Here is a 26,639-nt window from a genome sequence, read left to right on the forward strand (position 1 = left end):
GAAGAGGACGTCGACGCGGAAGCCGACGCGTCCCCGACACCTACGAGCGCAACGGGGCAGGACCAGCCGCCACACCGCACGACTGACCGCATCGGAGACGCCATGGCGACCGCCCTGATCAGCATCGCCATCGTGGTGGCCGCCCTCGTCATCAGGACGGCAGTCGCCGAGATCCGCCGGCCCGGCAGCGGACGCAGGCACTGGAGGTTCCTCACCGACCCACGAGCCCTCGCCACCGGAGCCCTCGCCGCCCTGCTGCTCGGCCTCCTCGCCTGGACCACGGCAGGACCCGTCGCAGCGGCCTGGGCCGTGCTCGCCGGCGCGCTCGTCGGCTACGTGGTCGGAACCGACGCACGCGACGACTGACCGAAGCCGCATCCTGAGGGGTCTCGGCGCGCGGAGTTCCACTGGCCTGCACCGACGCCTGCCGGCACTGCCCACAACATGACGTGTTTGGCAGCGTGCTCCCCAGCGACGCGGATCTGCGTCCGGACTGGAAGCTCCGGCAGGAGCTGTGGGTGCGCGCCCGGCGCGATCAGACGGCCCGGCACCCCGCCGTGGACCTCTGCGACCAGCTCCACGCAGGGTCGCAGGAGCCGTGGAACGGGGCATCGACTCGGGCGAGTTCCCCCGGTGCGACGTCGCCGCCGTCAGCACGCTGGTCCTGGCCCTGTGCGACGGCTTCGGTATCCGCCTGATCCAGTGGGGCGCGTTGGTGTCGCGCTCATCTAGGCGCGAAACCGTCCTAGTTGGCCCCTAGTGTCGTCACGTCACGCAGGAGCACACGAGGGGAAGACACCCATGAGGAAGACCGCACCCGAGGGCTACACCAGCGTTGCACCGTGGGTGGTCACCGACGACACCGGCGCACTGCTCGACTTCATCACCGCCGCGTTCGACGGCGAAGAGATCGCACGGGTACCGGTCGAGGACGGCACCATCGGCCACGGCGAGATCCGGATCGGCGACACGGTCGTGCTGGCCTTCGACCGACGGCCCGACTGGCCTGTGATGCCCTCCCTGCTGCGGGTCTACGTCCCGGACGCGGACGCCGCCATGGCCGCTGCCGTGGCGCACGGGGCAGTGGTGATCACCGAGATCGCGGACAGCGCGTGGGGCGATCGCGGCGGCAGGGTGCGCGACCCGTTCGGCAACATCTGGTGGGTGATGAGCCGCGTCGAGGACATCGCACCGGACCTGGCCTGGCGGCGAATGTCCGAACCGAAGTACGCCGAGGCGATGCGCACGGCCCAGGAGACCCTGGACGCCACGCTCAGCGGCCGGGCGGCAGGAGTGGCCAGCGCCCCGCAGCGGCCGAGCCACTGAGATCGACTTATGGCCTGAAGGCCCCTCCGCCGGGCTTGAAGCGGGTCAGAGCCTCCACCGACGTGCGGACAGCGGCGGCCCTGACCCGCTTGACCGATGAACCTGCGGCAACGTAGCTTCGACCGCACCGACGCGCGAGCCACGACTGGAAGGAGGCGAAGCCGGATGTCGACCGTCTCCGAACTGCTTCGCCTCGCACACCAGATCGCCTGGGCTCCCGGTCGTGTAGCACACGGCTGCTGAGCAGCCCCCCCCTTCCCGGCGTGCCTGATTTCGGCCCCGGCACCCTCCCCTCTCTCTCCGTCACCACCTGCGGCACGTCGTTGCGTGTCGATTTGTCGCGCTCGGGGTTATCGAGCTGCGACCACCGAAAGAGAAAGCTCCTAAAAATGGCGACTTGGACAGTCACATCGACCGCGCGCCGCAATGCGAGTGCGCCGTGGTAGCGGCACGGATCACGGTCAACGGGAAAGAAACACCGATTTCACCGGCCGCACCCCACACCACCGTGCTGGATTTTCTGCGCGAGCGCGGCCTCACCGGTACCAAGGAGGGCTGCGCCGAGGGTGAATGCGGCGCCTGTTCGGTCCTGGTGGCCCGTCCCGGAGTGAGCAAGCCCACTGACTGGGTGGCGGTCAACGCCTGCCTGGTCCCGGTCGCGGCGCTGGACGGTCAGGAGGTCATCACCTCCGAAGGCCTCGCCACCGTCCGCGAGTCCGGCCTGCCGCCCGCCTTGCACCCCGTGCAGGAGGAGATGGCCGTCCGCGGCGGTTCCCAATGTGGTTACTGCACCCCGGGATTCATCTGCAGCATGGCCTCCGAGTACTACCGCCCCGACCGCTGCGCGCATCCGGACGCGGCCGCCGGCGCCGGGTCCGGCACCGAGCACGGTCCGAACGGTTTCGATCTGCACGCGCTGAGCGGAAACCTGTGCCGCTGCACCGGCTACCGCCCGATTCGCGATGCCGCGTTCGCCGTCGGTACGCCCACCGGGGACGACCCCCTGGCGCAGCGTCGCGAGCAGTCCCCGCCCGAACCGGCCCCCACCGAATACACGCGGGACGACAGCGCGTTCCTGCGGCCGAGCACCCTGGCCGATGCGCTGCGGCTACTGCGCGAGCGGACCGACGCGGTGGTCGTCGCCGGAAGCACCGACTGGGGCGTGGAGGTGAACATCCGTTCCCGCCGGGCGAAATGCGTGGTCGCCGTCGACCGCCTGCCCGAACTGCGGGAGATGCGGGTCGAATCCGACCACATCGAGATCGGGGCGGCGCAGACGCTCACCGAGGTCGAACGACGCCTCGACGGCAGCGTCCCGCTGCTGGCAGAGCTGTTTCCGCAGTTCGCATCCCGGCTCATCCGCAACAGTGCCACCCTCGGCGGCAATCTCGGTACCGGCTCCCCCATCGGTGACAGCCCGCCGGCGCTGCTCGCACTGGAGGCATCGGTGGTACTCGCCGACGCCGGCGGTGAGCGCGAAGTCCCGCTCGCCGACTACTTCACCGGCTACCGGCAGAGCGTGCGCCGTCCCGGCGAGCTGATCCGGTCGGTGCGCATCCCGCTGCCGCTGTCGCCCGTCGCGGCCTTCCACAAGATCGCCAAACGGCGCTTCGACGACATCTCCAGCGTGGCGGTCGCCTTCGCGCTCGACATCGAGGACGGGACCGTGCGCAAGGCACGCATCGGCCTGGGCGGTGTGGCCGCCACCCCGATCCGCGCGCTCGCCACCGAGGCGGCCCTGGAGGGCAAGCAGTGGACGGCGGAGACCGTCGAGGCGGCGTCCCGGGTACTGCGGGCCGAGGGCACACCCATGGACGATCACCGGGCCAGCGCCGGATACCGCTCCGCGATGCTCGGCCAGAGCCTGCTGAAGCTGTACGCGCAAACCACCGAGGCGGTGTCGTCATGAGTCATCTGTCCGAGCGCCCCGAAATGCCCGTCGTCGGCGTTTCCATGCCGCACGAGAGCGCCGACCTGCACGTCACCGGCACCGCGCTCTACACCGACGACCTGGTCCACCGCACCAAGGACGTACTGCACGCCTACCCGGTCCAGGTCATGAAGGCCCACGGCAGGATCACCGCGCTGCGCACCGAGCCCGCGCTCGCCGTGCCGGGTGTGGTCCGCGTGCTGACCGGTGCCGACGTTCCCGGGGTCAACGACGCCGGCATGAAGCACGACGAACCGCTGTTCCCCGATGAGGTCATGTTCCACGGCCACGCCGTGGCATGGGTGCTCGCCGAGACCCTGGAGGCGGCCCGGCTCGGCGCGGCGGCCGTCGAGGTGGAAGTCGACGAACGGCCCTCCGTCATCACGCTGCAGGAAGCGATCGCGGCGAACAGTTTTCACGGCGCCCGGCCCTTGATGGTGACCGGCGACGTCGAAGCCGGCTTCGACGACTCCGCCCACGTGTTCACCGGCGAGTTCCAGTTCTCGGATCAGGAACACTTCTATCTTGAGACGCACGCGGCGCTGGCCCACGTCGACGAGGGCGGGCAGATGTTCGTCCAGAGCAGCACCCAGCATCCCTCGGAGACGCAGGAGATCGTCGCGCACGTGCTCGGCCTGCACAGCCACGAGGTGACCGTGCAGTGCCTGCGGATGGGTGGCGGCTTCGGCGGCAAGGAGATGCAGCCGCACGGGTTCGCGGCCGTCGCCGCACTCGGCGCCAGGCTGACCGGTCGGCCGGTTCGGGTGCGGCTCAACCGGACCCAGGATCTGACCATGTCCGGCAAGCGCCACGGCTTCCACGCCACGTGGAAGATCGGCTTCGACGCCGAGGGCCGCATCCAGGCCCTGGACGCCACCTTGACCGCGGACGGCGGCTGGAGCCTGGACCTGTCCGAGCCCGTGGTGGCCCGCGCGCTGTGCCACATCGACAACACCTACTGGATTCCCCACGCGCGCATCGCCGGTCGCATCGCCAAGACCAACAAGGTCTCCAACACCGCCTTCCGCGGCTTCGGCGGACCGCAGGGCATGCTGGTGATCGAGGACATCATGGGCCGGTGCGCCCCGCTGCTCGGCCTGGATCCGATGGAGTTGCGCGAACGCAACTTCTACCGGCAGGGCCAATCGACGCCGTACGGTCAGCCGGTCTCCCACCCCGAACGGATCTCCACCGTCTGGCGGCAGGTTCAGAACGACGCCGGCATCGCCGATCGCAAGCGCGAGATCGCGGCCTTCAACGCCGCGCACCCGAACACCAAGCGGGCACTCGCGATCACCGGGATCAAGTTCGGCATTTCGTTCAACCTCACCGCCTTCAACCAGGCCGGCGCACTGGTGCTGATCTACAAGGACGGCTCGGTCCTGATCAACCACGGCGGCACCGAGATGGGGCAGGGCCTGCACACCAAGATGCTGCAGGTGGCCGCGACCACGCTGGGGGTCCCGATGCACGAGGTGCGGCTGGCCCCGACGCGTACCGACAAGGTGCCCAACACCTCCGCGACCGCCGCCAGTGCGGGGGCGGACCTCAACGGTGCGGCGGTGAAGAACGCCTGCGAGCAGTTGCGCGGGCGGCTGCTGCAGGTGGCCGGAACCCAGCTGGGTGCGAACGCCGCGGACGTGCGCATCGTCGAGGGCGTCGCACGCGTCCTCGGCAACGACAAGGTGCTGGCCTGGGACGACCTGGTGCGCACCGCGTACTTCCAGCGGGTCCAGTTGTCGGCGGCCGGCTTCTACCGGACCGAGGGTCTGCACTGGGACGCGCAGTCGTTCCAGGGCTCGCCGTTCAAGTACTTCTCCTACGGCGCCGCCGCGACCGAGGTGGAGGTGGACGGCTTCACCGGCGCGTACCGCATCCGGCGGGTGGACATCGTGCACGACGTCGGCGACAGCCTCTCCCCGATGATCGACATCGGTCAGGTCGAGGGCGGTTTCGTGCAGGGCGCAGGCTGGCTCACACTAGAGGACCTGCGGTGGGACGCCGGCGAGGGGCCGAACCGCGGTCGGCTGCTGACCCAGGCCGCGAGCACCTACAAGCTGCCCAGCTTCTCGGAGATGCCCGAGGAGTTCAACGTCAGGCTGCTGGAGAACGCCACCGAGGAGGGTGCGGTGTACGGGTCCAAGGCGGTGGGTGAGCCTCCGCTGATGCTGGCCTTCTCGGTGCGGGAGGCGCTGCGGCAGGCGGCCGGGGAGTTCGGGCCCTGCGGAGTCAGCGTGGAGCTCGCCTCCCCCGCGACACCCGAAGCGGTGTACTGGGCGATCGAAGCAGCCCGCGGGGAAGGCGTACGGCTCGGCGGTCGCGTCTGCGACGGCAGCGAGGTCCCCGCCGACGCAGGCGCTTTGAGCAATGCCTGACATGAGCTGGGTGGCCGCGGTCGCGCGGTTGCGGGCACGCCGGGAACCCGGCGTGCTCGTGACCGTCGCGGCCGTGCGCGGCCACGCACCCCGCCGGGCCGGTGCCAAACTCGTCGTGGGACGGACCGAAACCTGGGGTTCGATCGGCGGAGGCAATATCGAGGCCGTGGCCATCGATCGGGCGCGCGAGCTGAACGGGGCGGCCGGTCCGGGGTCGGAGCCGGAGCTGATGGAGTTCGCCCTCAACGACAAGGCCGCCGGCCGGCACGGCGTGCAGTGCTGCGGCGGAGCCGTCACCGTACTGCTCGAACCGCTGCCGGTGGTCCAGGCGGTGGCGGTCTTCGGCGTCGGTCACGTCGGACTGGAACTGGCGCGCATCCTGGCCCGCCACCACCTCGACCTGCACCTGATCGACTCCCGCCCCGACATGCTCACCGACGAACGACTCGGCGTTCTCGCGGATGCGGTGGCACAGATCCACGTGCACCACACCCCGCTGCTTCCGGAGGAGGTGCTGACGGAGCTGCCACCCGGCGCCCACGTCCTGATCATGACCCACGATCACGCCGAGGACGCCGCGCTGTGCGACGCCGCCCTGCGCACCGCCGGTCTCGGCTCGATCGGACTGATCGGCTCGTCCGCCAAATGGGCGAGGTTCCGGCAGCGCCTGGCCACCGAGGGCGGCCACGCCGCCGCCGCCATCGACCGGATCAAGACCCCGATCGGAATCGCCGAGATCACCGGCAAGGAACCCGCCACGATCGCGGTGAGCGTCGCGGCAGACCTGCTCCGGTCCTTCGAACAGGACCGCCACCGGGTAGTGCCGAGCCCGGTCCCCGCGGTGCCGTACGCACCGGTCGCCGGCGGCGCGTGAGCTGGCACGGACCGCGGCGCGTGGGCGACCACGCGCACCACGGAGTGGACTGCCGGCATCCCGCGGCCCACTGGGTCGGAGCGAAGTCCCACCCCTGTGCCGAAAGTTCGCTGCGGCCGCACGCCGGGCGGAGCCGCATACCTGTTGGGCCGTCACGAAACGGTCATCATCCGGTCCCATTCCGGCACTAATGGTCGGCGAGCATTCCGGTTGAGAACGTTCAGCCAGCAAAGGATCTGCCGATGCCCCGTTCCCGACGGGCCAGGGTCAGAGAGCCGCTCGCGTGACCCACCGCAAACCGAAGCCGCGACTGGTGTCACGGCGTACCGCCATGGTCTGCACCGCCGGCGGACTCGTCGCCACCGCTCTCGGCGTCGTCGAGGACGGCGACGACGTCAGCAGGGACCCCGGGCCCGGCCGAGCGGAACCGCTGGACGAGGGTGGGCCGGGGCTGCCCGCCGAAACGAGTCCCGAACGGGGGCAGGCGTGGATGCCGGACGTCACCCGCAAGCCGCTCGCGGTGAACTTCACTCCGGGCGGGATCAGGGAGATGCGGGGTCTGGTCCTGCATGTGCAGGAGGGCGAGAACTCGCTCCACGATCGCTTCAGCGACCCGGCGGTGCAGTGTTCCTCGCACTTCTGGGTCTCACAGTCCGGCGAGATCGAACAGTACGTCTCCGCGCACGACCGGGCCTGGGCGCAGGGCACCGGGAACCCGTCGTGGCTCTCCGTGGAGACCTCGGGATTCGCGAGTCGGCCCCTCACCGCACAGCAGGTGGACGCCCTCGCCCGGATCTACGCGTGGGGCATGGCTCAGCACGGGTGGCCTCTCGAACCCGCCTCCACACCGCTGGGCCAGGGGTTCGGCATCCACAGCATGGGCGGCCGGGACTGGGGCGGCCACGCCTGCCCCGGCCCTCTCCGGTCCGCCCAGACCGGGGCGATACTGAGCGCGGTCCGCTTACGGTACCCCCGGTAGGCGTGGTCAGACCGTCCGCGGGTGCTCCGCGAAGGGCTCGCCGGTCTGCGCAGCCCCCGGGGAAGGGGGAACGCCGCACCGGCTCGCCCGTGCGCTTCACCCCAGGCTGAAGAGGAAATTGACGGAGTTGTAGTAGTTGGGGATCTGCACCAGGTCCGAACCCTGCCGCGGCGGATCGGCCTTCGGCCAGTTCCGAGGGCCCAGCAGGTGGTCGGCGTAGTCGCTCTTCGACACCGGTGGCACCAACCAGAGCCGGAAGGCGCCGGATCGTCCGGCCGGTTCGGACCTCCAGAGCTGCGTCCCGCGGCCGGGGCCGGAGCGGCAGGTGCGAAGGGCGACCTCAACGGCGTTTCCGCCGGCGTTCGTTCCGTCGAGGCAGGTACCGGTGCCCGTGTTCCGGAACTGGTACGTGTCCCGACCGGCCGGCAGGCGCTGCCAGCCCTGGGAAGCGGCGCCTGTGCACGGCTGGAGCTCCAGCGGCCCCTCGGAGCCGCTGCCGGCGAAGCCGACGCACAGCCCCGAGCTGGTGTTGACCAGCTGCGGGCCGGTGGGGGCGGGGGTCGGCGAGGGTGGTGCGGAGGACGGCACGGGGGAGGCGGGAGCCGATGGGGCGGTGACGGCCGGCATGGCGGCGCCGATGGACACGATCGGTGGCGCCGCTTCCGTCGGGGTGGGGAAGAGGTACGGGTTCGGCTCCTGGCTCGTGCCGGGGCTCGCGACCGCGGGTGCCGGTGCGGCACGTTCGAGCCGGTCCTCGGCCGGAAGCAGCACGAAGGCGGTCATCGTCGTGCCCGCGACGGCCGCCACCGCGGTCCACTTCGCCCCGCCGAAGCGCGCCGCGGCCAACTTGAACCCTGCCAGCTTCCCTGCCGCCAGGTGGTGGGCGCCGGCGGCGAACGCGTAGGCGTCAGGATGCCACAGCAGGATTCCGGCCGGCAGCAGCGCCCCCAGTCGGCTGTTGACGGCTCGCAGATCACGCTCGGCCCGTCCGCACTCGTCGCACGCCTGCAGATGCCGCCCCAGGTCCCGGGGCACGCGCTTGCCCGGTCGGCGGAGCGCGGCGGCGAGCAGCCCGCCGTAGTGCCGGCACTCGTCGCTCGCGCTCTGGTCCAGGTGCGCGCGCAGGTACGCCTCGCGCAGGCCCTCACGGGCGCGCGCCGCCAGGGAACCGACGCCCCCCGCGGAAATCCCGAGGCGCCGGGCCGTCTCGGTCGCGGACTCGCGTTCGACGACCGCGTGCCACAGCACGGCCTGCCAGCGCTCCGGCAGCGACCGGTACGCCCGCAGGACCAGCGAGCCCTCCTCCGCCGACAGGGCGGCGTCTTCGGCGTCCCGGCCGTCGGACAGGCCGGCGGCCCATGTGTCGAAGTCGGCCGAAAGCTGGGTGCGGGCACCGCGGCGTGCCCATTCCATTGCCACGCGGCGGACGCAGGTCAGCAGGTACGGCCGCCAGGCGTACTCGGGGCCGGCTCCCCAGGAGACCGCCCGGTAGGTGCGGGCGAAGGCCTCGGCCGCGAGGTCGCCGGCGGTGGCCAGGTCGCGGCAGCAGGTGCGGGCGTAGGCGAGTACGGCGTCGTGGTGACGGGCGAACACCTCGCCCATCACGTCGCTGACATCGGCACCGGGCGCCGAGTCGCGCTCGCGGAGCAGCGCGCACAGCTGTGCGTCGCTGAGGTCGTGGAGGTCCTGCTGGCGGGCAGTTCCCGATGTGCTCAACCTTGCTCCCGTTGGCTTGCTGATGGCCGGCACGGCGAATGCCAGGCAGGTGGGCAGTGGGGTGCGACGCTGCGCCCGGCCGGAATTCGCGCAAGTGTGCACGCTTTCAGGGCTTGTGAGCAACCGGGCTCCCCGGCACTCGCCGGCCTGACACGACTTCAGCAAAGGCCTGGCAAAGTCGCGGGACGGCGCCGGGTCCACGCCGTCTCCCACGTACACCGACTACAGGTCAGGAGGCGAGCGTGCGGAACGGCGGGACCCTTTGCATTCCGGGCGCCAGGGCTGCGCGCAGGTGCGGGGTGTGGTTGTGAACGTCCCGGGTGGGACAGGTGGGGTGTTTCCGCCCGAGGTGGAGATCCGCGCAACTCCTGACAAGGTGGTGGGTATGGATATCCCCCGCAGGAACAACGTCACGGTCACCGGCAACCCGCACGGACCGGCGGTGGTGCTGGCCCATGGGTTCGGCTGCGACCAGAACATGTGGCGGCTGACGGTACCGGCACTGGCCGAGGACTACCGGGTGGTGCTGTTCGACTACGTGGGCGCCGGGCGCTCGGACCCGTCCGCGTTCTCGCAGGACCGCTATGCCACGTTGGGTGGTTACGCCCTCGACGTGGTGGAGGTGTGCGAGGCGCTCGATCTGCGCGATGCCGCGTTCGTGGGGCATTCGGTCAGCGCGATGATCGGCGTGCTGGCCGCCCGGTTGGCTCCGGAGCGCATCGGGGCGCTGGTGATGGTTGCCCCGTCCCCGCGGTACATCGACGACGAGGGCTACCGGGGCGGTTTCAGCGCCGAGGACATCGATGAGCTGCTGGAGTCTCTGGAGTCGAACTACCTGGGCTGGTCGGCAGCCATGGCACCGGTGATCATGGGGAACGCGGAGCGGCCCGAGCTGGGTGAGGAGTTGAAGAACAGCTTCTGCGCCACCGACCCGGAGATGGCACGCGTCTTCGCGCACACCACGTTCCTGTCGGATTCGAGAGACGACCTCAAGAGTGTGGGCGTGCCCACACTGGTGCTGGAGTGCACCCAGGACGCCATCGCACCCCGCGAGGTCGGCGCCTACGTCCACCGGGCGATCCCCGGCTCGACACTGGTGACGCTCGACGCGACCGGCCACTGCCCCCACCTGTCCGCGCCCGAGGCCACCAATGAGGCGATCACCACGTTCCTGGCCGGCCTACGGTGATGTGTCCCGCCGGGCAGTTGCCCGACCACCCCGAGGCCGACGACGCCAGATCATCGGTGGCGACCTTCGCCGAACTTCTGGAGGACAGCGCCGAGGAGTTGTACGAGAGCGCGCCGTGCGGATACCTGTCCACGCTGATGGACGGCACCATCGCGAGGATCAACGCGACGCTGCTGGACTGGCTCGGCCTGGAGCGTGGGGCCGTGGTGGGCCGCATGCGGTTCACCGACCTGCTGACCGTGGGCGGCAAGCTGTACCACGAGACGCACTTCGCCCCGCTGCTGCACCTGCGGGGTGAGATCAGCGGCATCGCCCTGGACGTCAAACAGGCCGACGGCGGACGAATACCGGTGCTGGTCTCCTCCGCGGTCAAGCACGGCGGCGACGGCGAGCCACAGCTGATCCGCACGACCGTCTTCGACGCCCGGGACCGGCGCGCGTACGAACAGGAACTCCTGCGCGGCCGGAAGGTCGCCGAAGAAGCGCTCAAGCAGGCGGAGGCCGACCGGGCCCGGCTCCAGGACGCCCTCGCCGTGCTGCAGCGGTCCCTGCTGCCCGACGCCCTTCCCGAAGTACCCGGAGTCGAGGTGGATGCCTACTACCACACGGCCTCACCCGACCGGCTCGGCGGCGACTTCTACGACGTCTTCCCCGTCGACGGCAGACGCTTCGCGTTCTTCCTCGGCGATGTGTGCGGCAAAGGACCGGCGGCCGCCGCGGTCACCTCGTTGACCCGCTACACCTTGCGCGCCGCCGCTCTGCACGACGCCGATCCCGTCTCGGCTCTGTCGACCCTCAACAAGGTGCTCCACGAGCGGTACTCCGGCGGCGACCCGCGCTACTGCACCGCCGTCTTCGGTGTCCTGGACCCCGACCCCGAGACCGGTGACGTCGCCGTCCGCATCGCCTCGGGCGGCCACCCCCCGGCCGTCGTGATGCGCGCAGACGGCACGGCCGACTTCCTGCCCACCCCCGGCGGCCTCCTCGTCGGCATCCTCCCCGCCGCGCGCTTCACCACCGCGACCACGATCCTGGCTCCCGGCGACACCCTCCTGCTCTACACCGACGGCCTCACCGAAGCCCGCACCGGCCAAAGCCGCACCAGCCTGTACGGAGACGAGGCCCTGCTCGCCTTCGCCGCAGACCACGCGGGCATGCCCCCGCACGCCGTCGTCAAGGCCCTGACCAGCCTGCTGGACGACTTCGGTGAAGGCCTCGACGACGACACCGCCCTCCTCGCCCTCGGCGTTCCCCGCCTCTGACCGCTGGACGCTCACTGACCATGACCCCGCTGAAGATCACCGCCCGAGACGCCACGACCGGTCCCGTTCTGGAAGTCACCGGCGACCTCGACTACGCCAGCGCCCCCGAGCTGCGGGACCTGCTCACCGCGCTGACGCTGCGACCGGGCCAGCGCCTCGTCCTGGACCTGTCCGGCCTCACGTTCTGCGACTCCAGCGGCATCACCGCTCTGATCTCCGCACACAACCGCGCCCACTCCGCCGACGCGGAACTCGCACTCGCCGCCGTGCCCACCCACACCGAGCGCATCCTGCGCGTCGTCGGCCTCGACCAGATCATCCCCCTCTACACCGACGTGGAGGCCGCCGGGGCCGGCGGGGCCACGTAGGCCTTCGGCCGGGCCCGCGACCCCCTTTCCCCCGGTGCGGGGGGCCACGCCCGCGCTAGTCCTTCACCGGGTCGGCGCCAGGGCGCTTGACGAGGCGATCGCCGACCGCGATCGCCTTCCAGAGTCGACGGCTGATCCTGACCTTGAGGGATTCGCCGTCGGCGAGGCGGATCTCGGCGAAGTGGTACATGTTGGAGCCGTCGAGCATGCCCCGGGACATATGCGTGACGACGCCTTCCCAGGAGTCGTCACGCCGGACTTCGTGTGATTTCGGCATGATGAGGAGTCTAGGGAGAGCGGCAGCCGCGCCAACAGGGCCGCAGATCCCGGTCTGCGGAGTACAAATGTCACACCTCCCGCGACCGCGGGCCCTTTGTCGCAGGTTGGGTCGATTGCCCGGCTCGCCCCTGTGCCGATCCTGCGGGCTTCCTTAAGGGAAGTTGAAGAACCCCTCCAGATCGCTCTTTTCGCTGGTCACCAGCCTAGGCTCGGACGCACTCCCCTCGTCCCCTGCCTTGTAGAGGTGTTACCGGCATGAGCCCCAGCCGTACTCCCGAACGTCCGTCCCGCGCCGAAGCACGACGGAGGAAGACGGTGCGCACCCGCATCGTGCTGTCCGTCACCGCGGCCGCCGCGGCCGTGGCGGTCGGCGTTGCGGTGGCCGACTCGGACGGTGCCGGGCGCGGGGGCGGGCACACCGACGGCGCCGCGGGGCCGTTGTCCGGGAAGTCGGGTGGCGGCGCCGGAACCGCTGACCCCACCCCTCCCGCCCCCACGGGCGACGCCTCGGCCACGGCGAGCCCGAGTCCGTCCGGGACGCCCGGCGCCGACGCCTCGGCGTCCGCCACTCCCGCGCAGCCCTCGGCGGCGGAGAGCAGCACTGCGGCCAAGTCGGCATCGGCCCCGGACGACAAGCCCACACGCAAGCCCGCGACCATGGGCGGCGGGTCCGGTACTTCCGGCGGGTCCGGTACTTCGGGCGGTTCCGGTACTTCGGGCGGGTCCGGTGGCTCCGGCACGGTCGACAAGGACAGCGAGTCGGCGGTCCTCGCCCTGGTCAACAAGGAGCGGGCCACCGCCGGCTGCGGCCCGCTGACCTCGAACGCCAAGCTGAGCGCGGCCGCACGGGCCTACAGCGACACCATGGCCCGCAGCGGCGTCATGTCCCACACCGGGCCCGACGGGTCCACCATGACGAGCCGGGTGGAAGCCGCCGGATACTCCTGGTCCAACCTGGGCGAGAACATAGCCCGCGGTCAGGCCGACGCCAACGCGGTGATGAACGCGTGGATGAACAGCTCCGGCCACCGGGCCAACATCCTCAACTGCGCCTTCAAGGAGATCGGCATAGGCGTGCACAAGGGCGACGGCGGCCCGTGGTGGACGCAGGACTTCGGCGCCTCCAGGTAGCCCGACCACACCCGAACCCCCACGTCCTCCGACCCGTCCGCGGGTACGGAGGACGTCGGCGTTCGCCGGCCCGGCCACCCGTACCGGCCCGTACCGGCCCTGCGGAACCCCGGGTTCCCCGGAAGGGGGAGGCGGTGACGGGCCCGGGGACGCGTCCGCCACTATGGGGCCGTGCCCCGACTTCCGCGTTACCTGCTCATATGGCTGTCGTGCACGGCCGCCAGCGTGACCGCCGTGCTCGCCACGGTCCAGTTCGTCGTCGGCTCGACCCGGCATACGCCCCCCGTCGCCCGGTCCGCCCCGACGGTCATCGAGACGCCGCCCGCATGGCAGGCCGGCACCCCGTCGCCGAGCACGCCGCCCCCGAGCGCGTCCGCGAGCCCCTCGCCCTCGGTGACGCAGCGGCCGTCCCCCTCGGCCGCCTCCCCCGCCCCCGCCAAGGCCTCGCCGGGAACCTCCCGCACCAGCGCCTCGAAGAGCGCCGTGGACTGCGCGGAGGGCGGACCGGGCCTGTACACCGTTCCCTCGCAGGGCGGCAAGGTCACCGTGCGGTACGGGAGCCGCGGCGTGTGCCTGATCTCCGCGGTCCCGGACCGCGGCTTCAAGACCACCACCTCGCAGACCTCGGACGACACCCTCTCGGTCACGTTCACCAGCGCCGATCACCGGTCGGTCGTGACGGCGACCATCGAACCGTCGGCCAAGGCAACCGTCCGCGAGTCGTCCCTCTGACGCCTGGCGGCGCCGGGCACTCGGGCCGGTTCGGCGGGGACAACACCACACGGCGCCGCTCTCTTTGACGGGATTCATCACCCTGCATCCGCCGCTGTGACGTGCTCCGGCGAAACGGAAGGTGAGCTGTTCCTTAGGGCATCCTCAAGATCGGGCCGAGCCGGTTCCGGCGGCCGCGAGCGGTCCTATGCTCGCCTCAGCCGAGCGGCCCTCGGCGCCGGGGCCCGACCCCGGCGATCCGTCGGGGCCGCAGGTTTCACCGAGTCGGGGGGCGCCCTGCCCTTCCCGCATTCCGATCCGCGCCTTGGGGTGTCTTCGCCATGAGTCCTCGCATGCTCCGACCCGTCAGCTCCGACCGCCGTACGCAGGCGCCCCGCCCCGGCACGGCGCGGGGAATGCGCCTGCCGCTGGTCGCCGCGGCCGTGGTCGCGGCGGGTCTGACCACTTCCTGCGGGCCGTCCACCCAGCCCATCGGATCCGCCGCGTCCGCGGCCTCTCCCGCCCCGGAGACTTCCGCCGCCTCCGCCGGCGAGTCCGCCACCGCCTCCCCCTCGGCGTCCCCGACCGCCTCCGCCTCGGTGTCCGCGTCCGCGTCCGCCACCGCCCGGTCCGGCTCCTCGCCCGCCAAGGGCGGGTCCACCGCCGCCACCGGCACGTCGGCCAAGCCGTCCCGTACGTCCACCGCAGCCCAGCCGGCCCCCGTGCCCGGATCCGGGTACGACAGTTCGGCCGACGCACAGAAGCTCATCGACGCGGCCCTGCGCACGGCCAAGTCCGAGGGGCGGATGGTGCTCCTCGACTTCGGTGCGAACTGGTGCGGCAACTGCAAGGCCGCCGACAAGGTGTTCGCGCAGTCCCAGACCGCCGCGATCCTGGGGAGCTCCTATCAAATGGTCAAGATCGACATCGGTGGCAACAGCTCCGCCAACTCCGCGCTCCTGCGCAAGTACAGCCCGTCCGGCGGGACGTACACGATGCCCGTACTGGTCGTCGTCTCCCCGTCGGGCACCGTACGCACCGACACCCACGTCACCGGCAACCCGGCCCTGACCCCGGCGGGCATCAACTCCTTCCTGCGCCAGTGGGCGTCATGAGAAGACCGGGCCGGTGGCCGGTCGCCGTCCCGGCCGGGGCCGGACTCGCGGTGGCCGCCGCCCTGGTCCTCGCAGGCACCGCCACGGACGACCGCGGAAGCGGGGCGCCGGACGGGCGGGCGGGCACGCTCGGGACCGCGGCCGGGGCCACGCTCGCGGACCCGGGCGCCCGGCCGGACGCGCCCGAACTGGCCGGCGAGGACCTGGACGGGAAACCGGTCAGCCTCGCCGAGCTGCGGGGCCGTGTCGTCGTCCTCAACGTGTGGGGTTCCTGGTGCGGCCCCTGCCGGGCGGAAGCCGACGACCTGGAGCGGCTCAGCCGGCAGACCCGGGCCGACGGGGTCCGGTTCCTCGGGATCAACACGCGGGACCGGGACCCGGCGGCCGCCCGGTCCTTCGTACACGCACACGAGCTGAGTTTCCCCAGCCTGCCCGACCCCACCGGCGAACTGCTGCTCCGCTTCCCGCCCGCGCTGCTCAACCCGCAGGCGGTCCCCTCGACGCTCGTGATCGACCGCCGCGGCCGCATCGCCGCGGGCATCGCAGGCGCGGTCACCGAGGAACAGCTGCGGCCCGTGCTCACCCACCTGGCGCAGGAGGGGTCATGACGTTCGCCGCCGCGGACGCCCCCTCCCTCGTCAACGGGACGCTCCTGATCGCAGCTCCGGTGGCGCTCGTCGCAGGACTCGTCTCCTTCCTCTCGCCGTGCGTCCTGCCGCTCGTACCGGGCTACCTCAGCTATGTGACCAGCCTGTCGGTCTCCGACCTGGCGGACGCGCGCGGGGGGCGCCGCAGCCGCATGGCGACGGGAGCCCTGCTGTTCGTTCTGGGCTTCACGGCGGTCCTGGTCTCCGGAGGCGCCCTGTTCGGCCACTTCGGGCGCGTCCTCCTGGCCCACCAGGAAGCGGTCACCCGGGTCGTCGGCGGGTTCACCGTGCTGATGGGCCTCTCCTTCACGGGGTTCCTGCCGGGTTTCGCACAGCGGGAGTTCCGCAGCCACCGGCGGCCCGCGCTGGGGCTGGCCGGAGCCCCCGTGCTGGGGGCGGTGTTCGCAGTGGGCTGGACCCCGTGCATCGGCCCGACGCTGGCCGCCGTCCAGGCGCTGGCCTGGACCGAGGCGAGCGCGGCCCGCGGAGCCCTGCTGATGGCCGCCTACTGCCTCGGGCTGGGTCTGCCGTTCGTCCTGGCCGCGCTGGCCTTCCGTCGCGCCCTGGACGCCTTCGGCCTGGTGAAACGCCACTACCCGTGGGTGCTGCGGACCGGCGGAGGCCTGCTCGTGCTCGTCGGCGTACTGCTGGCCACCGGGGTGTGGAACGACCTCGTGTACACGCTGCAGCTGTGGAGCGCGGACTTCAGCGCCGCCCTCTAGGGGTCCGGTCAGCCCCTCCTGATTCTTCGCGATACAGAGACACAGAGACACGGAGAGCGCACATGAACCTTTTGCGTCACATACGGCATTCCCGGACGGCGGCCCTGGTCGGGGCGGTTCTCCTCTCCTGCGCCGCCCTCGCAGCATGCGGCGGTCAGCACGCCGAGGGTACCGCCGGCTCCGCACCCACGACGAGTTTCACCGAGCAGGGGGTCACGGTCACGCTCTCGGTGTCCGACTGGCACGCCTCACAGGGAACGCTCACCGCGGTCTTCACACCCGAGCGCAAGGGTTTTCACCTCTACAGCACCGATCTGCCGGCCGACGGCGTCGAGGGCGTGGGCAGACCGACGGCGATGGCCGTCACCGGGTCCCTCAAGGCCGGCGGCAGGTTGGCCGCCTCCGCGGAGGTACGGCCGATCACCGTGCCAGGCGTCGAAACCCCGGTGCCCGTCTACCCGGACGGCCCCGTCACCACCACGCTGCCCGTCCGCGCCGACGGAAACGGGGACGCGACGGTGCTGATCGGATACGCGAGCTGCAGCACCCGGGACGGCTGTACGATTCCGGTCTCCGACCGCCCGGTGCACCTGCACGTCACCGGCGACCGCGCGACGTTCGACCCCCACTAGGGGGTGTCCGCCAAGTCCCGCCCGGCCGGCGGCGCCCGGCACGACTTCACGGAGACCCCCTGGCCGCAACCCACCCGGCCGCACCTAAGGTGTCCCCCATGCCCAGCGTCCTGGTCGTGGAAGACGACCCCAGCATCCGCCAGTCACTGATCGAGGTCCTGACGGAACACGGGTATGCCGTACGCAGCTCGGCCGACGGGTTCGGAGCCCTGCGGGAGGTCACCCAGACGCCCTTCGACGCGGTGGTCCTCGACCTGGGCCTGCCCGATCTGGACGGAGGGGACGCACTGCGCATGATCCGGGGCATCTCCTCCGTACCCGTCCTGGTGGCCACCGCCCGCGACGACGAACGGGAAATCATCAGCCTCCTCAACGCGGGCGCCGACGACTACCTGGTCAAGCCGTTCTCCGGCGGGCAGCTCGTCGCGCGCCTCTCGGCCGTCCTGCGGCGCACCGCTCACGTCCCCGCCACCGGACCCGCGCCGGGCTCGCGGGGAGCTCGGGCGGCACGGGTCGCTCCGGCGACCGACGCGCTGCACGCCACCACCGTGGGCGAACTCTCCGTGGACCCGGGCGCGCGCACCGCGTACCTGGCCGGCGTGGAGTTGCGCCTCACCCGCCGGGAGTTCGACCTGCTCGCGTTCCTCGCCCGCCACCCCGGCCAGGTGGTGTCCAAACGCCGTCTGCTGACCGAGGTCTGGCGTGAGCCGTACGTCGACGACCAGACCGTCGACGTCCACCTGTCGTCGCTGCGCCGCAAGCTCGGCGAACGGGCGGCGGCCCCCCGGTACCTGCTGACCGTCCGGGGCGTCGGCATCAAACTGGTGGCACCGCGTTGAGGCGATCGCTGGCCGGAGTGGCGCTCGCCGTGACCTCCATGGTCGCCCTCTCCTTCCTCATACCGCTGGCCGCGCTGGTGATGTCGCTGGTCAAGTCGCAGGCCGTCACCGCGGCCGAACAGCGTGCCGCCGCCCTGGCCCCCATCCTCACCCTGACCACGGACCCCTCCGCCCTGCGGGAGTCCGCCGCCAGCCTGGACCCGGCCCAGCAGCTGGTGGTTCACCTTCCGGCGGACGCGGGGGCACTCGGCGACTCCAAGGCGCCCGCGGCACTGCTCGAACGGGCGCAGCAGGGGCGGGAGTCCATCTCCCAGGCGGTCCCCGGCGGCTGGATATGCCTGCAGCCGGTGGTGCTCCCCGGGGACCGGGTCGCCGTGATCGAGAACTTCGTGCCCGAGGAGGAACTGACCCACGGGGTCAAGGAATCGTGGGCGGTCATGTCCTTCCTCGCGGTCGCGCTGATAGGCGGTTCGGTCCTGGTCGCCGACCGGCTCGGCGCGAAGGTCGTGAGGTCCTCGAAGAAGCTCGCCCAGGCCTCGCGCGCACTCGGCCAGGGCGACCTGGACACCCGCGTGGACCCAGTGGGCCCCAAGGAGCTGCGGGACGCGGGCGTCGCCTTCAACGCCATGGCGCACCGGATGACCGAGTTGCTCGCGGTCGAACGCGAACTCGTCGCCGATCTGTCCCACCGGCTGCGTACGCCGCTCACCGCACTGCACCTCGCATCGGAGCGCATGGAGGGCAGCCCCGAGTCGGCCAGGGTGGAGGCGGCCGTCTGTGAACTGGAGGCGGAACTGCGGGCCATCATCGCCGCGGCGCGCACGCCGCTCGCCGTCGGCCCCATGGGCCAGGGCATGCTCGGCACGGAGCCGTCCGCGGGCTCCGGGGCCGGAACCGGAGCCGGGGCGTCCGGCCCGCGCTGCGAGGCTGCCGACGTGGTCCGCCGCCGTACGGCCTTCTGGTCGGTGCTGGCGGAACAGCAGAACCGGTCCTGCTCCCTCGACCTGTCCCAGGAACCCACCACCGTGGGCCTCTCCGATGACGACGTCGCCGCCGTGGTGGACGCGCTCATCGGCAACGTGTTCCGCCACACGGCGCCCGGAACCCCGTTCGCCGTCCAAGTGGTGCGCACGGCCCAGGCCGTGGAGCTGGTCGTGGAGGACGGCGGACCCGGCATCCCCGAGCCGGACCTGGCCCTCTCACGCGGGAGCAGCACAGGTTCCACCGGGCTGGGCCTCGACATCGCCGGGCGGGCCGCGACCGCGACGGGCGGCTCGGTGCACATCGGCCGCAGCTCCCTGGGTGGCGCGCACATCACGGTGTCGTTCGCCCTGGCGGCGCGGGCTCCCGCCGGACGCAGACCGCGCATGTCCCGCCGCCGACCGGCCTGGCCCCGTAGACGGTAGGGCCGGTTCCGCCCCATCGAGGGTCAGTGCGCGTTTCTTCCGGCGTCGGTCGACTGCCACTCGCGGCCGATGCCACGGATCAGGGCCGGGTAGACGCCTAGGTATCGGAAGGGCTTGATGGCTGCCATGTACAGGGCTCCGAGAAAGCCGTTCGGCTTCACCAGGACGGCCATCTGGCCTCGGTAGCCGCCGGTTCCGTCGGGGACCCAGCCGATGTGCATCAGGCCGTGCACCGTCCGGTTTCCCATCTCGGCCACCCACTCGTCGTGGGTCTGGTAGACGGAGGTGAAGGGGACCGCGCCGGGGTCCTCGCCCCGGGGGCCCTCCCGGAGGTCTTCGGGCAGTCGGTTCCGGAGCGAGTCCACGCGGGTGCCGACTCCGGCACCGGGCTTGTCCCAGCCGAAGAGTCTGCCGAGCTTCCAGCGGATCGCGAACAGCATGCGCGGTACCGGGGCGGAGACGGGCTCCCCCGTGCCGTGGGTGAACTGGTCCACCAGTCGTGCGAGGTCGTCCGGTCCGCCCGGGGTAGGGAGCGCCCACACGTCTTCGACCCGGAAGTCGCCGGCGATCTCGTGGATCCGCCACGGACGGGAGGTGTGCGCGGTTACGGGGAGTCTCATCTGTTGGCCCCTGTCTATACGATGCCGTATAGATCAAGCTAGCACCATCTATACGGCACCGTATAGACGAGGGAGGTACATCATGGGCGCGACGCGGACGCCTCGCGGCAGGTGGATCGAGGAGGGACTCAAGGCCCTGGCCGCCGGCGGCCCGGAAGCCGTGCGGATCGAGCCGCTGGCGCAGGCGCTCGGCGTCAGCAAGGGCGGGTTCTACGGGTACTTCGACAACCGGGGCGCGCTGCTCACGGAGATGCTCGACACCTGGGAGCGCGGGGTCACCGAATCGGTGATCGAGCAGGTCGAGAGCGGAGGAGGAGACGCGCGGGCCAAGCTGGAGCGCCTTTTCGCGATCGCCTCGGCCGCCGACGGCCCGACGACGGGCGTCGCGGCCGACCTCGCGATCCGCGACTGGGCCCGGCGCGACGAAGACGTGGCACAGCGCCTCCGGCGCTGCGACAACCGCCGCATGGACTACCTGCGTTCCCTCTTCCGCTCTGTCTGCACCGACGAGGACGAGGTCGAGGTCCGCTGCATGTTGGCCTTCTCCCTCCGGATCGGCTATCACTTCATCGCCGCCGACCACCCCGGTCGCTCCCGCGCCGAGGTCATGGCCCGGACCAGGCAGTGGCTCCTGCGTTGACGCCAACCCACTTGGTGTCCTGCTCCCGGAGCCGGCCGCCAAGGCGACCGGCAAGCGCTGATGCGTGATGATGTTGACTACCATCGTGGGTAGTTGACGTGCGGACCGGCCCGGGGGGCTCCTGTGAATGATGCGGTCGAATTGGCGGACATGATTGCGCAGCTGCGCCGGGAGCTGAGCCGCGCGATGTCCGCCGGCGAGGAATCCGACCTGAAGTTCAAGGCGGAGCGCGTGGAACTGGAACTGACCGTGGGAGTGGAGCGGACCAACGAACCGGGCGTGAAGGTGCGGTTCTGGGTCTTCGACGCCGGTGCTTCGGCGAAGCGCTCGGCCACCGTCACCCAGAAGCTGACCCTCACGCTCCAGCCCGTACGGGCGGACGCGCCCGAGCAGATGGCTCTGATCTCCGGGGACGAGCTGGTCGGTGAGCGCTGAGGCGGCCGCCGGGCGCGGCGGACTCGACCCGCACCGCATCGCGGAGGTCATCGTCACCACCGCTGCCGGAGGCGGGCGGCGGGGCTCGGGGTACCGGGTCGGCGGCACGGCGGTACTGACCGCCTTCCACGTGGTGGCGGGGGCGGCGGAAGTGCTGGTGCGCTTCGATGCCGACCGGCCGGGCGAGTGGGCCGCGACGGCGGAGCTCGCCTGGTCGGATCCCGGAACGGACGTCGCGGTGCTGTCCTTCACGGCCGCACCGGACGCGATGCCGGTCCCGTCCGCGCTGTGCGGCCGTATCGGCGACGACCGCCACGCCGTCATCGACGTCCACGCGGCCGGCTTCCCCCTCTGGAAGCGCCGGCGGGGCGCGGACGGCAGGCAGTTCCGGGAACTGCACCAGGCCGACGGTACCGTGGCCGCGCTGTCCAACCTGCGCACCGGAACCCTGGAGATCACGGTCCCGGCGGCGGCCGCCGACCCCGACCCCGCGGTGTCACCCTGGTCCGGGATGTCCGGGGCCGCCGTGTGGGCCGGGCCGTACCTCGTCGGGGTCGTCGCCGAACACCACCGCGGAGAAGGCCTCGGCCGGCTCACGGCGGTCCGCATCGACCACACCCTGCAGCGGGTCGCCGACAGCCCCCGGGCGGCACTCGCCGCGCTGCTGTCCATCCCCGATCCCGCGGCGCTGCCGGACGCCGGCGCTGAGCCGGACGGCCCGTACGCCCCGGGCCCGCCGGCCCCCTCGAAGGTCATCGGGCTGCCCGTCGCGCACGGCCTTGAGCTGTTCAAGGACCGGGCCGAGGCCCGGGACCTGATCGGCCGCCACCTCGCGGACCCGGGTATCCGGATGGTGACGGTCACCGGACGCCGGGGCATCGGCAAGAGCGCGGTCGCCGCCAAGGTCATGGAGCTGCTGGAACGCGGCGAGTGGCCGGGCCACGCTCAGGCGCCGCTTCCGGCGGGCCTGGTCAACCTGAGCACCCGCACCTCCGGGGTCTCCCTCGAACGCCTCTACTTCGACTGCGCCCGCGCCCTGGGCCCGGCACACGAAGCACGCCTTCTGGAGGTCTGGGCTGCCAACCGCCCCGTGCCGGACAAGATCGATGAACTGTTCGCCGCGATGGGGGGCCGGCTCTTCGTCATCCTCGTCGACAACCTGGAGGACCGGCTCTCGGACGACGGCCGGCTCGACGACGAGGAACTCGACACGTTCTTCGACTGCCTGTTCCGGGCCCGTGGCACACCGAGGCTGCTGGTCACCTCGCAGCTGCCGCTGCGCCTGCCGCCCGAACTGCGCCGGTTCGCCGCCGAGGTCGAGCTGACCGACGGTCTGCCGCCCGCCGAGTCCGTCGCGCTGCTGCGCGAACTCGACCATGACGGCGCCCTCGGTGTGGCGCAGCTCTCGGACGAGGAGCTGCTACAGGCGGCGGTCCGCGTCCACGGGGTGCCGCGCGCCCTGGAACTGCTGGTGGGCGCCCTGGCCGACGACACCTTGCTGCTGCCGACGCTGGAGGACGTTCTCGACGACTTCGCCCTGCGCGGTGACGTGGTCGCGGGCCTGGCCCAGGACCGCCACCAACGCCTGGGTGCCGACAGCCGCAGCGTGCTCGGCGTCCTCGCGGTGTTGCGCACCCCCGCGCCGCGTGAGGCGGTCGAGTGGATCGTCGGCGGCCTCGATCCCGCCCTCGACGTCACCGCCGCCCTGTCCGGCCTGCTGCGGATGCGCATGCTGTCGGTGGACCGGGGAACCCGCACCTACGCCCTGCACCCGATGGACGCCGACCTCGCGTACGGCGCCCTGTCGGCCGAAGGCCCGCTGGGGCGAGCCGCGTTGGAGCGGCGGGCGGCCGAGTGGTACGCGCGGATCGCCCCGCCCCGCCGGGACTGGCGCACGCTGGACGACGTACAGGCGTACCGGCGCGCATTCGACCACCGGGTGCGGGCCGGGGACATGGACGAGGCAGCACTGATCCTGGGTGCCATCGGGCAATGGATGGTGTGGCACGGTTCCGTGCTCTCCGCGATCTCGATGCACCTGACACTGGAGGAACGAGTGAACGACGACCGGGCTCGACTCGCCCACCTGATCAGCTTCGGGCACGCCCGGTTGAGCGCCGGCCCGCTGCCGCACGCGCTCGAACTCTTCACCGAGGCGACGGAGGTGGCCGAGCGCATCGAGGACCGTCGCGCTCTCCAAGAGGCCGTGTTCGGCCTCGGCGACGCGCACCGGCAGCTGGGCCGCTTGGAGGATGCGACGGGGTCGCTGGCCCGGGCCGGCGCACTGGCCCGGGAGAACGGCGATGCCGAGGCGGAGGCCCACGCCGTCCTCAGTCTCAGTCTCACCCACAGCACCCTCGGTGACGGGGAGGCAGCCCTGGCGGGCGCCGACCGGCTGGGCGAACTCGCCGCGGCTTCACGGGACCGGCTCACCGAAGCCCGCTCCTGGAACGCCCGCTTCACGGCGCTGCTGACCCTGGGCCGCTGGGAGGAGACCATCGCGGCGGGCGACCGTGCCGTACGCGCGTACGCGGCCGCCGGCGTGCAGGAGGCGACGGACTACGCGCTGAACGCCAAGGGCGTGGCCCTGCTCGCCCTGGATCGCCCCGAGGCGGCCCTGGCCTGCCTGGAGGAGGCGCTGCGCGCGGCGTCGGCCATGGAGAATCCGCGGACCGAGGGCGTCGTCCTCTACAACACCGCCTGGGCGCAGTGGACCTTGGGCCGGTACGGGCAGGCTGTCGAGGCGGCCGAGCGCTCGGCCGCCTCCCTGCACCGCGCCGGGGCCGCCGAGGCCGCGGCGGCGCAGGCACTCGGCGAAGCGGCCCGCGCCAGGATGGTGCCGGCTGCACGTACGGCGGCCGACGCCCTGGACCGGGCTGCGCAGGGCGCCGGCAGCAACGTGGAGATGGTCCGCCCGGCCTGGCTGAGCGCGCAGGCCGAGCACTTGCGCGACCAGGGCTGACGGCGCCCCGCCGAACCGCCCTGCGCGGCCGTCCTGCGTGTGGTGAAGGCCGGGGCCGACCGCCGCGGGCCATGATCCGGAGATCTGGAGATCCACACGTTTGGAAACCTCGGCACGGTGAAGACGAGCGTTGACAGCAGCTCTATTCATCGAGGCAGGAGAAGCACATGGGCATCATCGCCTGGATCTTGATCGGACTGCTCGCGGGCTTCATCGCCAAGGCGCTGATGCCGGGCAAGGACCCTGGCGGCGTCATCATCACGATGCTCATCGGCATCGCGGGCGGCCTGCTCGGCGGCTGGCTCGGGAAGGTCATCTTCGGCGTCGACTCCATCGACGGCTTCTTCGACCTCTCCACCTGGATTGCCGCCATCATCGGCTCCCTCATCCTCCTTGCCGGCTACCGACTGGTCACCGGCAACAAGCGCCACCACCACGCCTGAGCAACCCGGTTCCCCAGACGTAGACGGCTCCCCCTCCACCGGAGGGCGGAGCCGTCGCGCTGCTCAGGCGTCCGGGATGACGGAGTTCCAGCCGTTCTCCAAGAGGTCGAACGCACGGGCGACGGCCTGGCGAGGATCACTCTGCCCCCGTGCGGCCTGGGGGGCCTCCAGAGCGAAGTGGGCGAGGGCGGCGCACGCCGGATCGTCAGCGGGAAGTCCGCTCTCATCGGCGATGACACGGGCGAGGACGGCTTCGTGGCGGAGCCACATGCGCTGGGCGTAGTCGCGCAGGGCGGGGGTGTTGTCCACCAGTTCGAGGAACGCGGTGAAGTGGGGTTCGCCGCCTGCTGTTGCGGTGCGGCGCCGAAGCGCGTGCTCGCGCAGGGCCGCCGGAATGGACCGGCCGTGGGGTCGCTCGCGTACGGCGGCCACCAACAGGGCCTCCTGGTCGGCGTCTTCGTCGAAGACGAGGGCTTCCTTGACCGGGAAGTGCTTGAACAGCGTGGTGGTGGACACGTCAGCGGCATCGGCGATCTCCCGGATGCCGACCTGCTCGTATCCGCGCTCCAGGAAGAGTCGCAGTGCCGCGTCGGCCAGGGCCTGGCGGGTTGCGGCCTTCTTGCGTTCACGCCGGCCTGTCGGCGCCTTCGGCGGGATGCCGGTCGCCGCGCCACTCACGATGTCGCTCATGCGAGGAGACTAACCCTTAGGTTGCCCGAGTGCAAAAGTTGAGTCGTTGCACTTATTGAGTTGGTGTGCTTTTCTGAAAGCCTTCGAAGCCTTCCGAGTGCCACGAACGGAGCAACCACATGGAGACCACCCCCCGCATCGCGATCATCGGCGCCGGCCCCGGCGGCCTGATCTGCGCCCGCATCCTGCAGCGACTCGGAATCACCGCGACCGTCTACGACCTGGATACGCCCCGTGCCGCCCGCGACCAGGGCGGCACCCTCGACATGCACCCCGACTCCGGCCAGCGAGCCCTGGGCGAGGCCGGCCTCCTGGAGGCCTTCCTCGCCCAGGCCCGTCCGGAAGGCCAACAGATGCGCATGGTCAGCCGCGACGGCCGCATCCTGTTCGACGCGCTCCCGCCCGAGGCCGATCCGACCGAGGGCAACCCCGAGATCGACCGAGGACGGCTACGCGACCTCCTCCTCGACTCCCTCACTCCGGGCACCGTGCGCTGGGGGCACAAGCTCACCCGTGCCGAACCCCTCGGTGACGGCATCCACCGCCTGCACTTCGCAGGGGGCACGACCGCCGATGCCGACCTCGTCATCGGAGCCGACGGCGCCTGGTCCACCGTGCGCCGCCTGGTATCCGACGCGACGCCCCGCTACACCGGCGTCACCTTCGTCGAAACCGGCCTCGACGACGCCGACACCCGCCACCCGCGCCTCGCCGAACTCACCGGCCAGGGCACCATGATGGCCCTCGACGACAACCGGGGATTCATCGCCCAGCGCAACGGCAACGGCCACATCCGCATCTACGTCGGCATGCGCACCGACCTGGACTGGCACCAGCAGGCCGGCCTCGACCTGACCGAGACAGCCGCCGTACGAGCAGCCCTCAGCCGGGAGTTCGCCGACTGGAGCCCCGATCTGCTCGGCTTCATCACCGACGCCGACTCCGGCTACACCAACCGCCCGCTGTACGCCCTGCCCGTCCCCCACACCTGGACCCACACCCCCGGCGTCACCCTCCTCGGAGACGCCGCCCACCTCATGTCGCCCTTCTCCGGCATGGGCGCCAACCTCGCCATGCTCGACGGCGCCGACCTCGCCCGAGCCCTCATCGGAGCGCGCACCACCGACGAGGCCGTCCGCACCTACGAAGCCACCCTGCTGCCCCGCTCCATCCGGGCCGCCGAAGGCGCCGCAGAGGGAATCGACAGCGCCTTCGCCCCCGACAGTGCCGTCACGGCCCTCGCCCACATGACCCAACACCACTGAGACCGCAGGGTCACGGCTTCCGCGAGGTGATCCGGTCGGGCTCGTGCCGCATCTTGCACGTGCCGGCCTCATCACTCCCGCCC

26 protein-coding genes are annotated in these 26,639 nt (G+C 71.5%); 22 read left to right on the forward strand and 4 right to left on the reverse strand.

Annotation, left to right across the window (positions count from 1 at the left end):
• Positions 1–102: 102 nt before the first annotated feature.
• From ACIBAD_RS03115 to ACIBAD_RS03140, 6 genes are all read left to right on the forward strand, one after another.
• The gene (locus ACIBAD_RS03115; protein ID WP_134068731.1) at positions 103–366 is read left to right on the forward strand and encodes a hypothetical protein; all 264 of its coding nucleotides are present in this window, start codon (positions 103–105) and stop codon (positions 364–366) included.
• A gap of 435 nt (positions 367–801) precedes the next feature.
• Complete coding sequence (locus tag ACIBAD_RS03120) at positions 802–1,326, forward strand: VOC family protein (RefSeq protein ID WP_134068732.1); 525 nt, start codon at positions 802–804, stop codon at positions 1,324–1,326.
• A 439-nt stretch (positions 1,327–1,765) separates the two neighbouring features.
• Positions 1,766–3,235 (forward strand): xanthine dehydrogenase small subunit, encoded by a 1,470-nt coding sequence (locus ACIBAD_RS03125; RefSeq protein WP_398904753.1) that lies wholly within the window; start codon positions 1,766–1,768, stop codon positions 3,233–3,235.
• Entirely contained in the window at positions 3,232–5,631 is a 2,400-nt protein-coding gene (xdhB, locus tag ACIBAD_RS03130) for a xanthine dehydrogenase molybdopterin binding subunit (protein WP_398904038.1), read from the forward strand. Before ACIBAD_RS03125 ends, xdhB begins: the two co-directional genes overlap by 4 nt.
• Position 5,632: 1 nt before the next feature.
• Positions 5,633–6,505, forward strand: coding sequence for a xanthine dehydrogenase accessory protein XdhC (gene xdhC, locus ACIBAD_RS03135; RefSeq protein ID WP_398904755.1), 873 nt, complete (start codon positions 5,633–5,635; stop codon positions 6,503–6,505).
• Positions 6,506–6,788: 283 nt separating this feature from the next.
• Positions 6,789–7,484 (forward strand): N-acetylmuramoyl-L-alanine amidase, encoded by a 696-nt coding sequence (locus ACIBAD_RS03140; RefSeq protein WP_398904040.1) that lies wholly within the window; start codon positions 6,789–6,791, stop codon positions 7,482–7,484.
• A 96-nt stretch (positions 7,485–7,580) separates the two neighbouring features.
• On the opposite strand, the gene ACIBAD_RS03145 is transcribed toward ACIBAD_RS03140, so the two are convergent.
• On the reverse strand, positions 7,581–9,200 hold the full coding sequence (locus ACIBAD_RS03145; protein WP_398904042.1) for a sigma-70 family RNA polymerase sigma factor: 1,620 nt from the start codon (positions 9,198–9,200) through the stop codon (positions 7,581–7,583).
• A gap of 385 nt (positions 9,201–9,585) precedes the next feature.
• Between ACIBAD_RS03145 and ACIBAD_RS03150 the strand changes: the two genes are divergently transcribed.
• Genes ACIBAD_RS03150 through ACIBAD_RS03160 form a run of 3 tightly spaced genes read left to right on the forward strand, consistent with a single transcriptional unit; the run spans position 9,586 to position 12,019 of the window.
• Entirely contained in the window at positions 9,586–10,389 is an 804-nt protein-coding gene (locus tag ACIBAD_RS03150) for an alpha/beta fold hydrolase (RefSeq protein ID WP_398904044.1), read from the forward strand.
• Positions 10,389–11,651 (forward strand): PP2C family protein-serine/threonine phosphatase, encoded by a 1,263-nt coding sequence (locus ACIBAD_RS03155; RefSeq protein WP_398904046.1) that lies wholly within the window; start codon positions 10,389–10,391, stop codon positions 11,649–11,651. Before ACIBAD_RS03150 ends, ACIBAD_RS03155 begins: the two co-directional genes overlap by 1 nt.
• A gap of 20 nt (positions 11,652–11,671) precedes the next feature.
• The gene (locus ACIBAD_RS03160) at positions 11,672–12,019 is read left to right on the forward strand and encodes an STAS domain-containing protein (RefSeq protein ID WP_134068736.1); all 348 of its coding nucleotides are present in this window, start codon (positions 11,672–11,674) and stop codon (positions 12,017–12,019) included.
• A 55-nt stretch (positions 12,020–12,074) separates the two neighbouring features.
• Here the strand turns inward: ACIBAD_RS03160 and ACIBAD_RS03165 are convergent, their stop codons facing one another.
• Positions 12,075–12,296: a hypothetical protein gene (locus ACIBAD_RS03165; protein WP_134068737.1), complete on the reverse strand. Its 222-nt coding sequence runs from the start codon at positions 12,294–12,296 to the stop codon at positions 12,075–12,077.
• Positions 12,297–12,613: 317 nt separating this feature from the next.
• Here ACIBAD_RS03165 and ACIBAD_RS03170 point away from each other — a divergent pair, with 317 nt between their 5' ends.
• The 8 genes from ACIBAD_RS03170 (at position 12,614) to ACIBAD_RS03205 (ending at position 19,501) form a co-directional block, all read left to right on the forward strand.
• The gene (locus tag ACIBAD_RS03170; protein WP_398904049.1) at positions 12,614–13,429 is read left to right on the forward strand and encodes a CAP domain-containing protein; all 816 of its coding nucleotides are present in this window, start codon (positions 12,614–12,616) and stop codon (positions 13,427–13,429) included.
• Positions 13,430–13,600: 171 nt separating this feature from the next.
• On the forward strand, positions 13,601–14,161 hold the full coding sequence (locus ACIBAD_RS03175) for a hypothetical protein (RefSeq protein WP_398904051.1): 561 nt from the start codon (positions 13,601–13,603) through the stop codon (positions 14,159–14,161).
• A 332-nt stretch (positions 14,162–14,493) separates the two neighbouring features.
• Positions 14,494–15,255 carry a thioredoxin family protein gene (locus ACIBAD_RS03180; RefSeq protein WP_134068739.1) on the forward strand — a complete coding sequence of 254 codons (762 nt, stop codon included), beginning with the start codon at positions 14,494–14,496 and terminating at the stop codon, positions 15,253–15,255.
• Positions 15,252–15,863 (forward strand): TlpA disulfide reductase family protein, encoded by a 612-nt coding sequence (locus ACIBAD_RS03185; protein ID WP_398904054.1) that lies wholly within the window; start codon positions 15,252–15,254, stop codon positions 15,861–15,863. Before ACIBAD_RS03180 ends, ACIBAD_RS03185 begins: the two co-directional genes overlap by 4 nt.
• Entirely contained in the window at positions 15,860–16,624 is a 765-nt protein-coding gene (locus tag ACIBAD_RS03190) for a cytochrome c biogenesis protein CcdA (RefSeq protein WP_134068741.1), read from the forward strand. Before ACIBAD_RS03185 ends, ACIBAD_RS03190 begins: the two co-directional genes overlap by 4 nt.
• Before the next feature lie 62 nt (positions 16,625–16,686).
• The gene (locus ACIBAD_RS03195) at positions 16,687–17,256 is read left to right on the forward strand and encodes a hypothetical protein (protein ID WP_398904056.1); all 570 of its coding nucleotides are present in this window, start codon (positions 16,687–16,689) and stop codon (positions 17,254–17,256) included.
• 98 nt (positions 17,257–17,354) lie between these two features.
• Complete coding sequence (locus ACIBAD_RS03200) at positions 17,355–18,095, forward strand: response regulator transcription factor (RefSeq protein WP_134068743.1); 741 nt, start codon at positions 17,355–17,357, stop codon at positions 18,093–18,095.
• Positions 18,092–19,501 (forward strand): ATP-binding protein, encoded by a 1,410-nt coding sequence (locus ACIBAD_RS03205; protein ID WP_398904059.1) that lies wholly within the window; start codon positions 18,092–18,094, stop codon positions 19,499–19,501. The genes ACIBAD_RS03200 and ACIBAD_RS03205 overlap by 4 nt, the downstream gene beginning before the upstream one ends.
• Positions 19,502–19,524: 23 nt before the next feature.
• On the opposite strand, the gene ACIBAD_RS03210 is transcribed toward ACIBAD_RS03205, so the two are convergent.
• Positions 19,525–20,121 carry a DUF2867 domain-containing protein gene (locus ACIBAD_RS03210; protein ID WP_134068745.1) on the reverse strand — a complete coding sequence of 199 codons (597 nt, stop codon included), beginning with the start codon at positions 20,119–20,121 and terminating at the stop codon, positions 19,525–19,527.
• An 82-nt stretch (positions 20,122–20,203) separates the two neighbouring features.
• On the opposite strand from ACIBAD_RS03210, the gene ACIBAD_RS03215 reads away from it, so the two are divergent.
• The 4 genes from ACIBAD_RS03215 (at position 20,204) to ACIBAD_RS03230 (ending at position 24,601) form a co-directional block, all read left to right on the forward strand.
• Positions 20,204–20,761 carry a TetR/AcrR family transcriptional regulator gene (locus ACIBAD_RS03215; RefSeq protein WP_134068746.1) on the forward strand — a complete coding sequence of 186 codons (558 nt, stop codon included), beginning with the start codon at positions 20,204–20,206 and terminating at the stop codon, positions 20,759–20,761.
• A gap of 123 nt (positions 20,762–20,884) precedes the next feature.
• Positions 20,885–21,196 carry a trypco2 family protein gene (locus ACIBAD_RS03220; RefSeq protein WP_398904061.1) on the forward strand — a complete coding sequence of 104 codons (312 nt, stop codon included), beginning with the start codon at positions 20,885–20,887 and terminating at the stop codon, positions 21,194–21,196.
• Positions 21,186–24,158, forward strand: coding sequence for a trypsin-like peptidase domain-containing protein (locus tag ACIBAD_RS03225; RefSeq protein ID WP_398904063.1), 2,973 nt, complete (start codon positions 21,186–21,188; stop codon positions 24,156–24,158). The genes ACIBAD_RS03220 and ACIBAD_RS03225 overlap by 11 nt, the downstream gene beginning before the upstream one ends.
• Before the next feature lie 167 nt (positions 24,159–24,325).
• Entirely contained in the window at positions 24,326–24,601 is a 276-nt protein-coding gene (locus ACIBAD_RS03230; protein WP_134068749.1) for a GlsB/YeaQ/YmgE family stress response membrane protein, read from the forward strand.
• 63 nt (positions 24,602–24,664) lie between these two features.
• Here the strand turns inward: ACIBAD_RS03230 and ACIBAD_RS03235 are convergent, their stop codons facing one another.
• Positions 24,665–25,291, reverse strand: coding sequence for a TetR/AcrR family transcriptional regulator (locus ACIBAD_RS03235; RefSeq protein ID WP_134068750.1), 627 nt, complete (start codon positions 25,289–25,291; stop codon positions 24,665–24,667).
• Between the two features lie 119 nt (positions 25,292–25,410).
• Between ACIBAD_RS03235 and ACIBAD_RS03240 the strand changes: the two genes are divergently transcribed.
• Complete coding sequence (locus ACIBAD_RS03240) at positions 25,411–26,556, forward strand: FAD-dependent oxidoreductase (protein ID WP_398904066.1); 1,146 nt, start codon at positions 25,411–25,413, stop codon at positions 26,554–26,556.
• The last annotated feature ends 83 nt before the right edge of the window (positions 26,557–26,639 follow it).

Origin of the sequence: Streptomyces sp. NPDC051109, from assembly GCF_044455885.1 — a bacterium.
GTDB lineage: Bacteria > Actinomycetota > Actinomycetes > Streptomycetales > Streptomycetaceae > Streptomyces.

Excerpts from the sequence above, each read along its gene's own strand:
- ACIBAD_RS03160 (WP_134068736.1), top strand. The coding sequence starts at position 11,672 with ATGACCCCGCTGAAGATCACCGCCCGAGACGCCACGACCGGTCCCGTT.
- ACIBAD_RS03235 (WP_134068750.1), bottom strand. The coding sequence starts at position 25,291 with ATGAGCGACATCGTGAGTGGCGCGGCGACCGGCATCCCGCCGAAGGCG.
- ACIBAD_RS03240 (WP_398904066.1), top strand. The coding sequence starts at position 25,411 with ATGGAGACCACCCCCCGCATCGCGATCATCGGCGCCGGCCCCGGCGGC.
- ACIBAD_RS03165 (WP_134068737.1), bottom strand. The coding sequence starts at position 12,296 with ATGCCGAAATCACACGAAGTCCGGCGTGACGACTCCTGGGAAGGCGTC.
- xdhB (WP_398904038.1), top strand. The coding sequence starts at position 3,232 with ATGAGTCATCTGTCCGAGCGCCCCGAAATGCCCGTCGTCGGCGTTTCC.
- ACIBAD_RS03215 (WP_134068746.1), top strand. The coding sequence starts at position 20,204 with ATGGGCGCGACGCGGACGCCTCGCGGCAGGTGGATCGAGGAGGGACTC.
- ACIBAD_RS03185 (WP_398904054.1), top strand. The coding sequence starts at position 15,252 with ATGAGAAGACCGGGCCGGTGGCCGGTCGCCGTCCCGGCCGGGGCCGGA.
- ACIBAD_RS03230 (WP_134068749.1), top strand. The coding sequence starts at position 24,326 with ATGGGCATCATCGCCTGGATCTTGATCGGACTGCTCGCGGGCTTCATC.
- ACIBAD_RS03195 (WP_398904056.1), top strand. The coding sequence starts at position 16,687 with ATGAACCTTTTGCGTCACATACGGCATTCCCGGACGGCGGCCCTGGTC.
- ACIBAD_RS03120 (WP_134068732.1), top strand. The coding sequence starts at position 802 with ATGAGGAAGACCGCACCCGAGGGCTACACCAGCGTTGCACCGTGGGTG.
- ACIBAD_RS03115 (WP_134068731.1), top strand. The coding sequence starts at position 103 with ATGGCGACCGCCCTGATCAGCATCGCCATCGTGGTGGCCGCCCTCGTC.
- ACIBAD_RS03200 (WP_134068743.1), top strand. The coding sequence starts at position 17,355 with ATGCCCAGCGTCCTGGTCGTGGAAGACGACCCCAGCATCCGCCAGTCA.
- ACIBAD_RS03155 (WP_398904046.1), top strand. The coding sequence starts at position 10,389 with ATGTGTCCCGCCGGGCAGTTGCCCGACCACCCCGAGGCCGACGACGCC.
- ACIBAD_RS03190 (WP_134068741.1), top strand. The coding sequence starts at position 15,860 with ATGACGTTCGCCGCCGCGGACGCCCCCTCCCTCGTCAACGGGACGCTC.
- ACIBAD_RS03150 (WP_398904044.1), top strand. The coding sequence starts at position 9,586 with ATGGATATCCCCCGCAGGAACAACGTCACGGTCACCGGCAACCCGCAC.
- ACIBAD_RS03180 (WP_134068739.1), top strand. The coding sequence starts at position 14,494 with ATGCTCCGACCCGTCAGCTCCGACCGCCGTACGCAGGCGCCCCGCCCC.
- xdhC (WP_398904755.1), top strand. The coding sequence starts at position 5,633 with ATGAGCTGGGTGGCCGCGGTCGCGCGGTTGCGGGCACGCCGGGAACCC.
- ACIBAD_RS03210 (WP_134068745.1), bottom strand. The coding sequence starts at position 20,121 with ATGAGACTCCCCGTAACCGCGCACACCTCCCGTCCGTGGCGGATCCAC.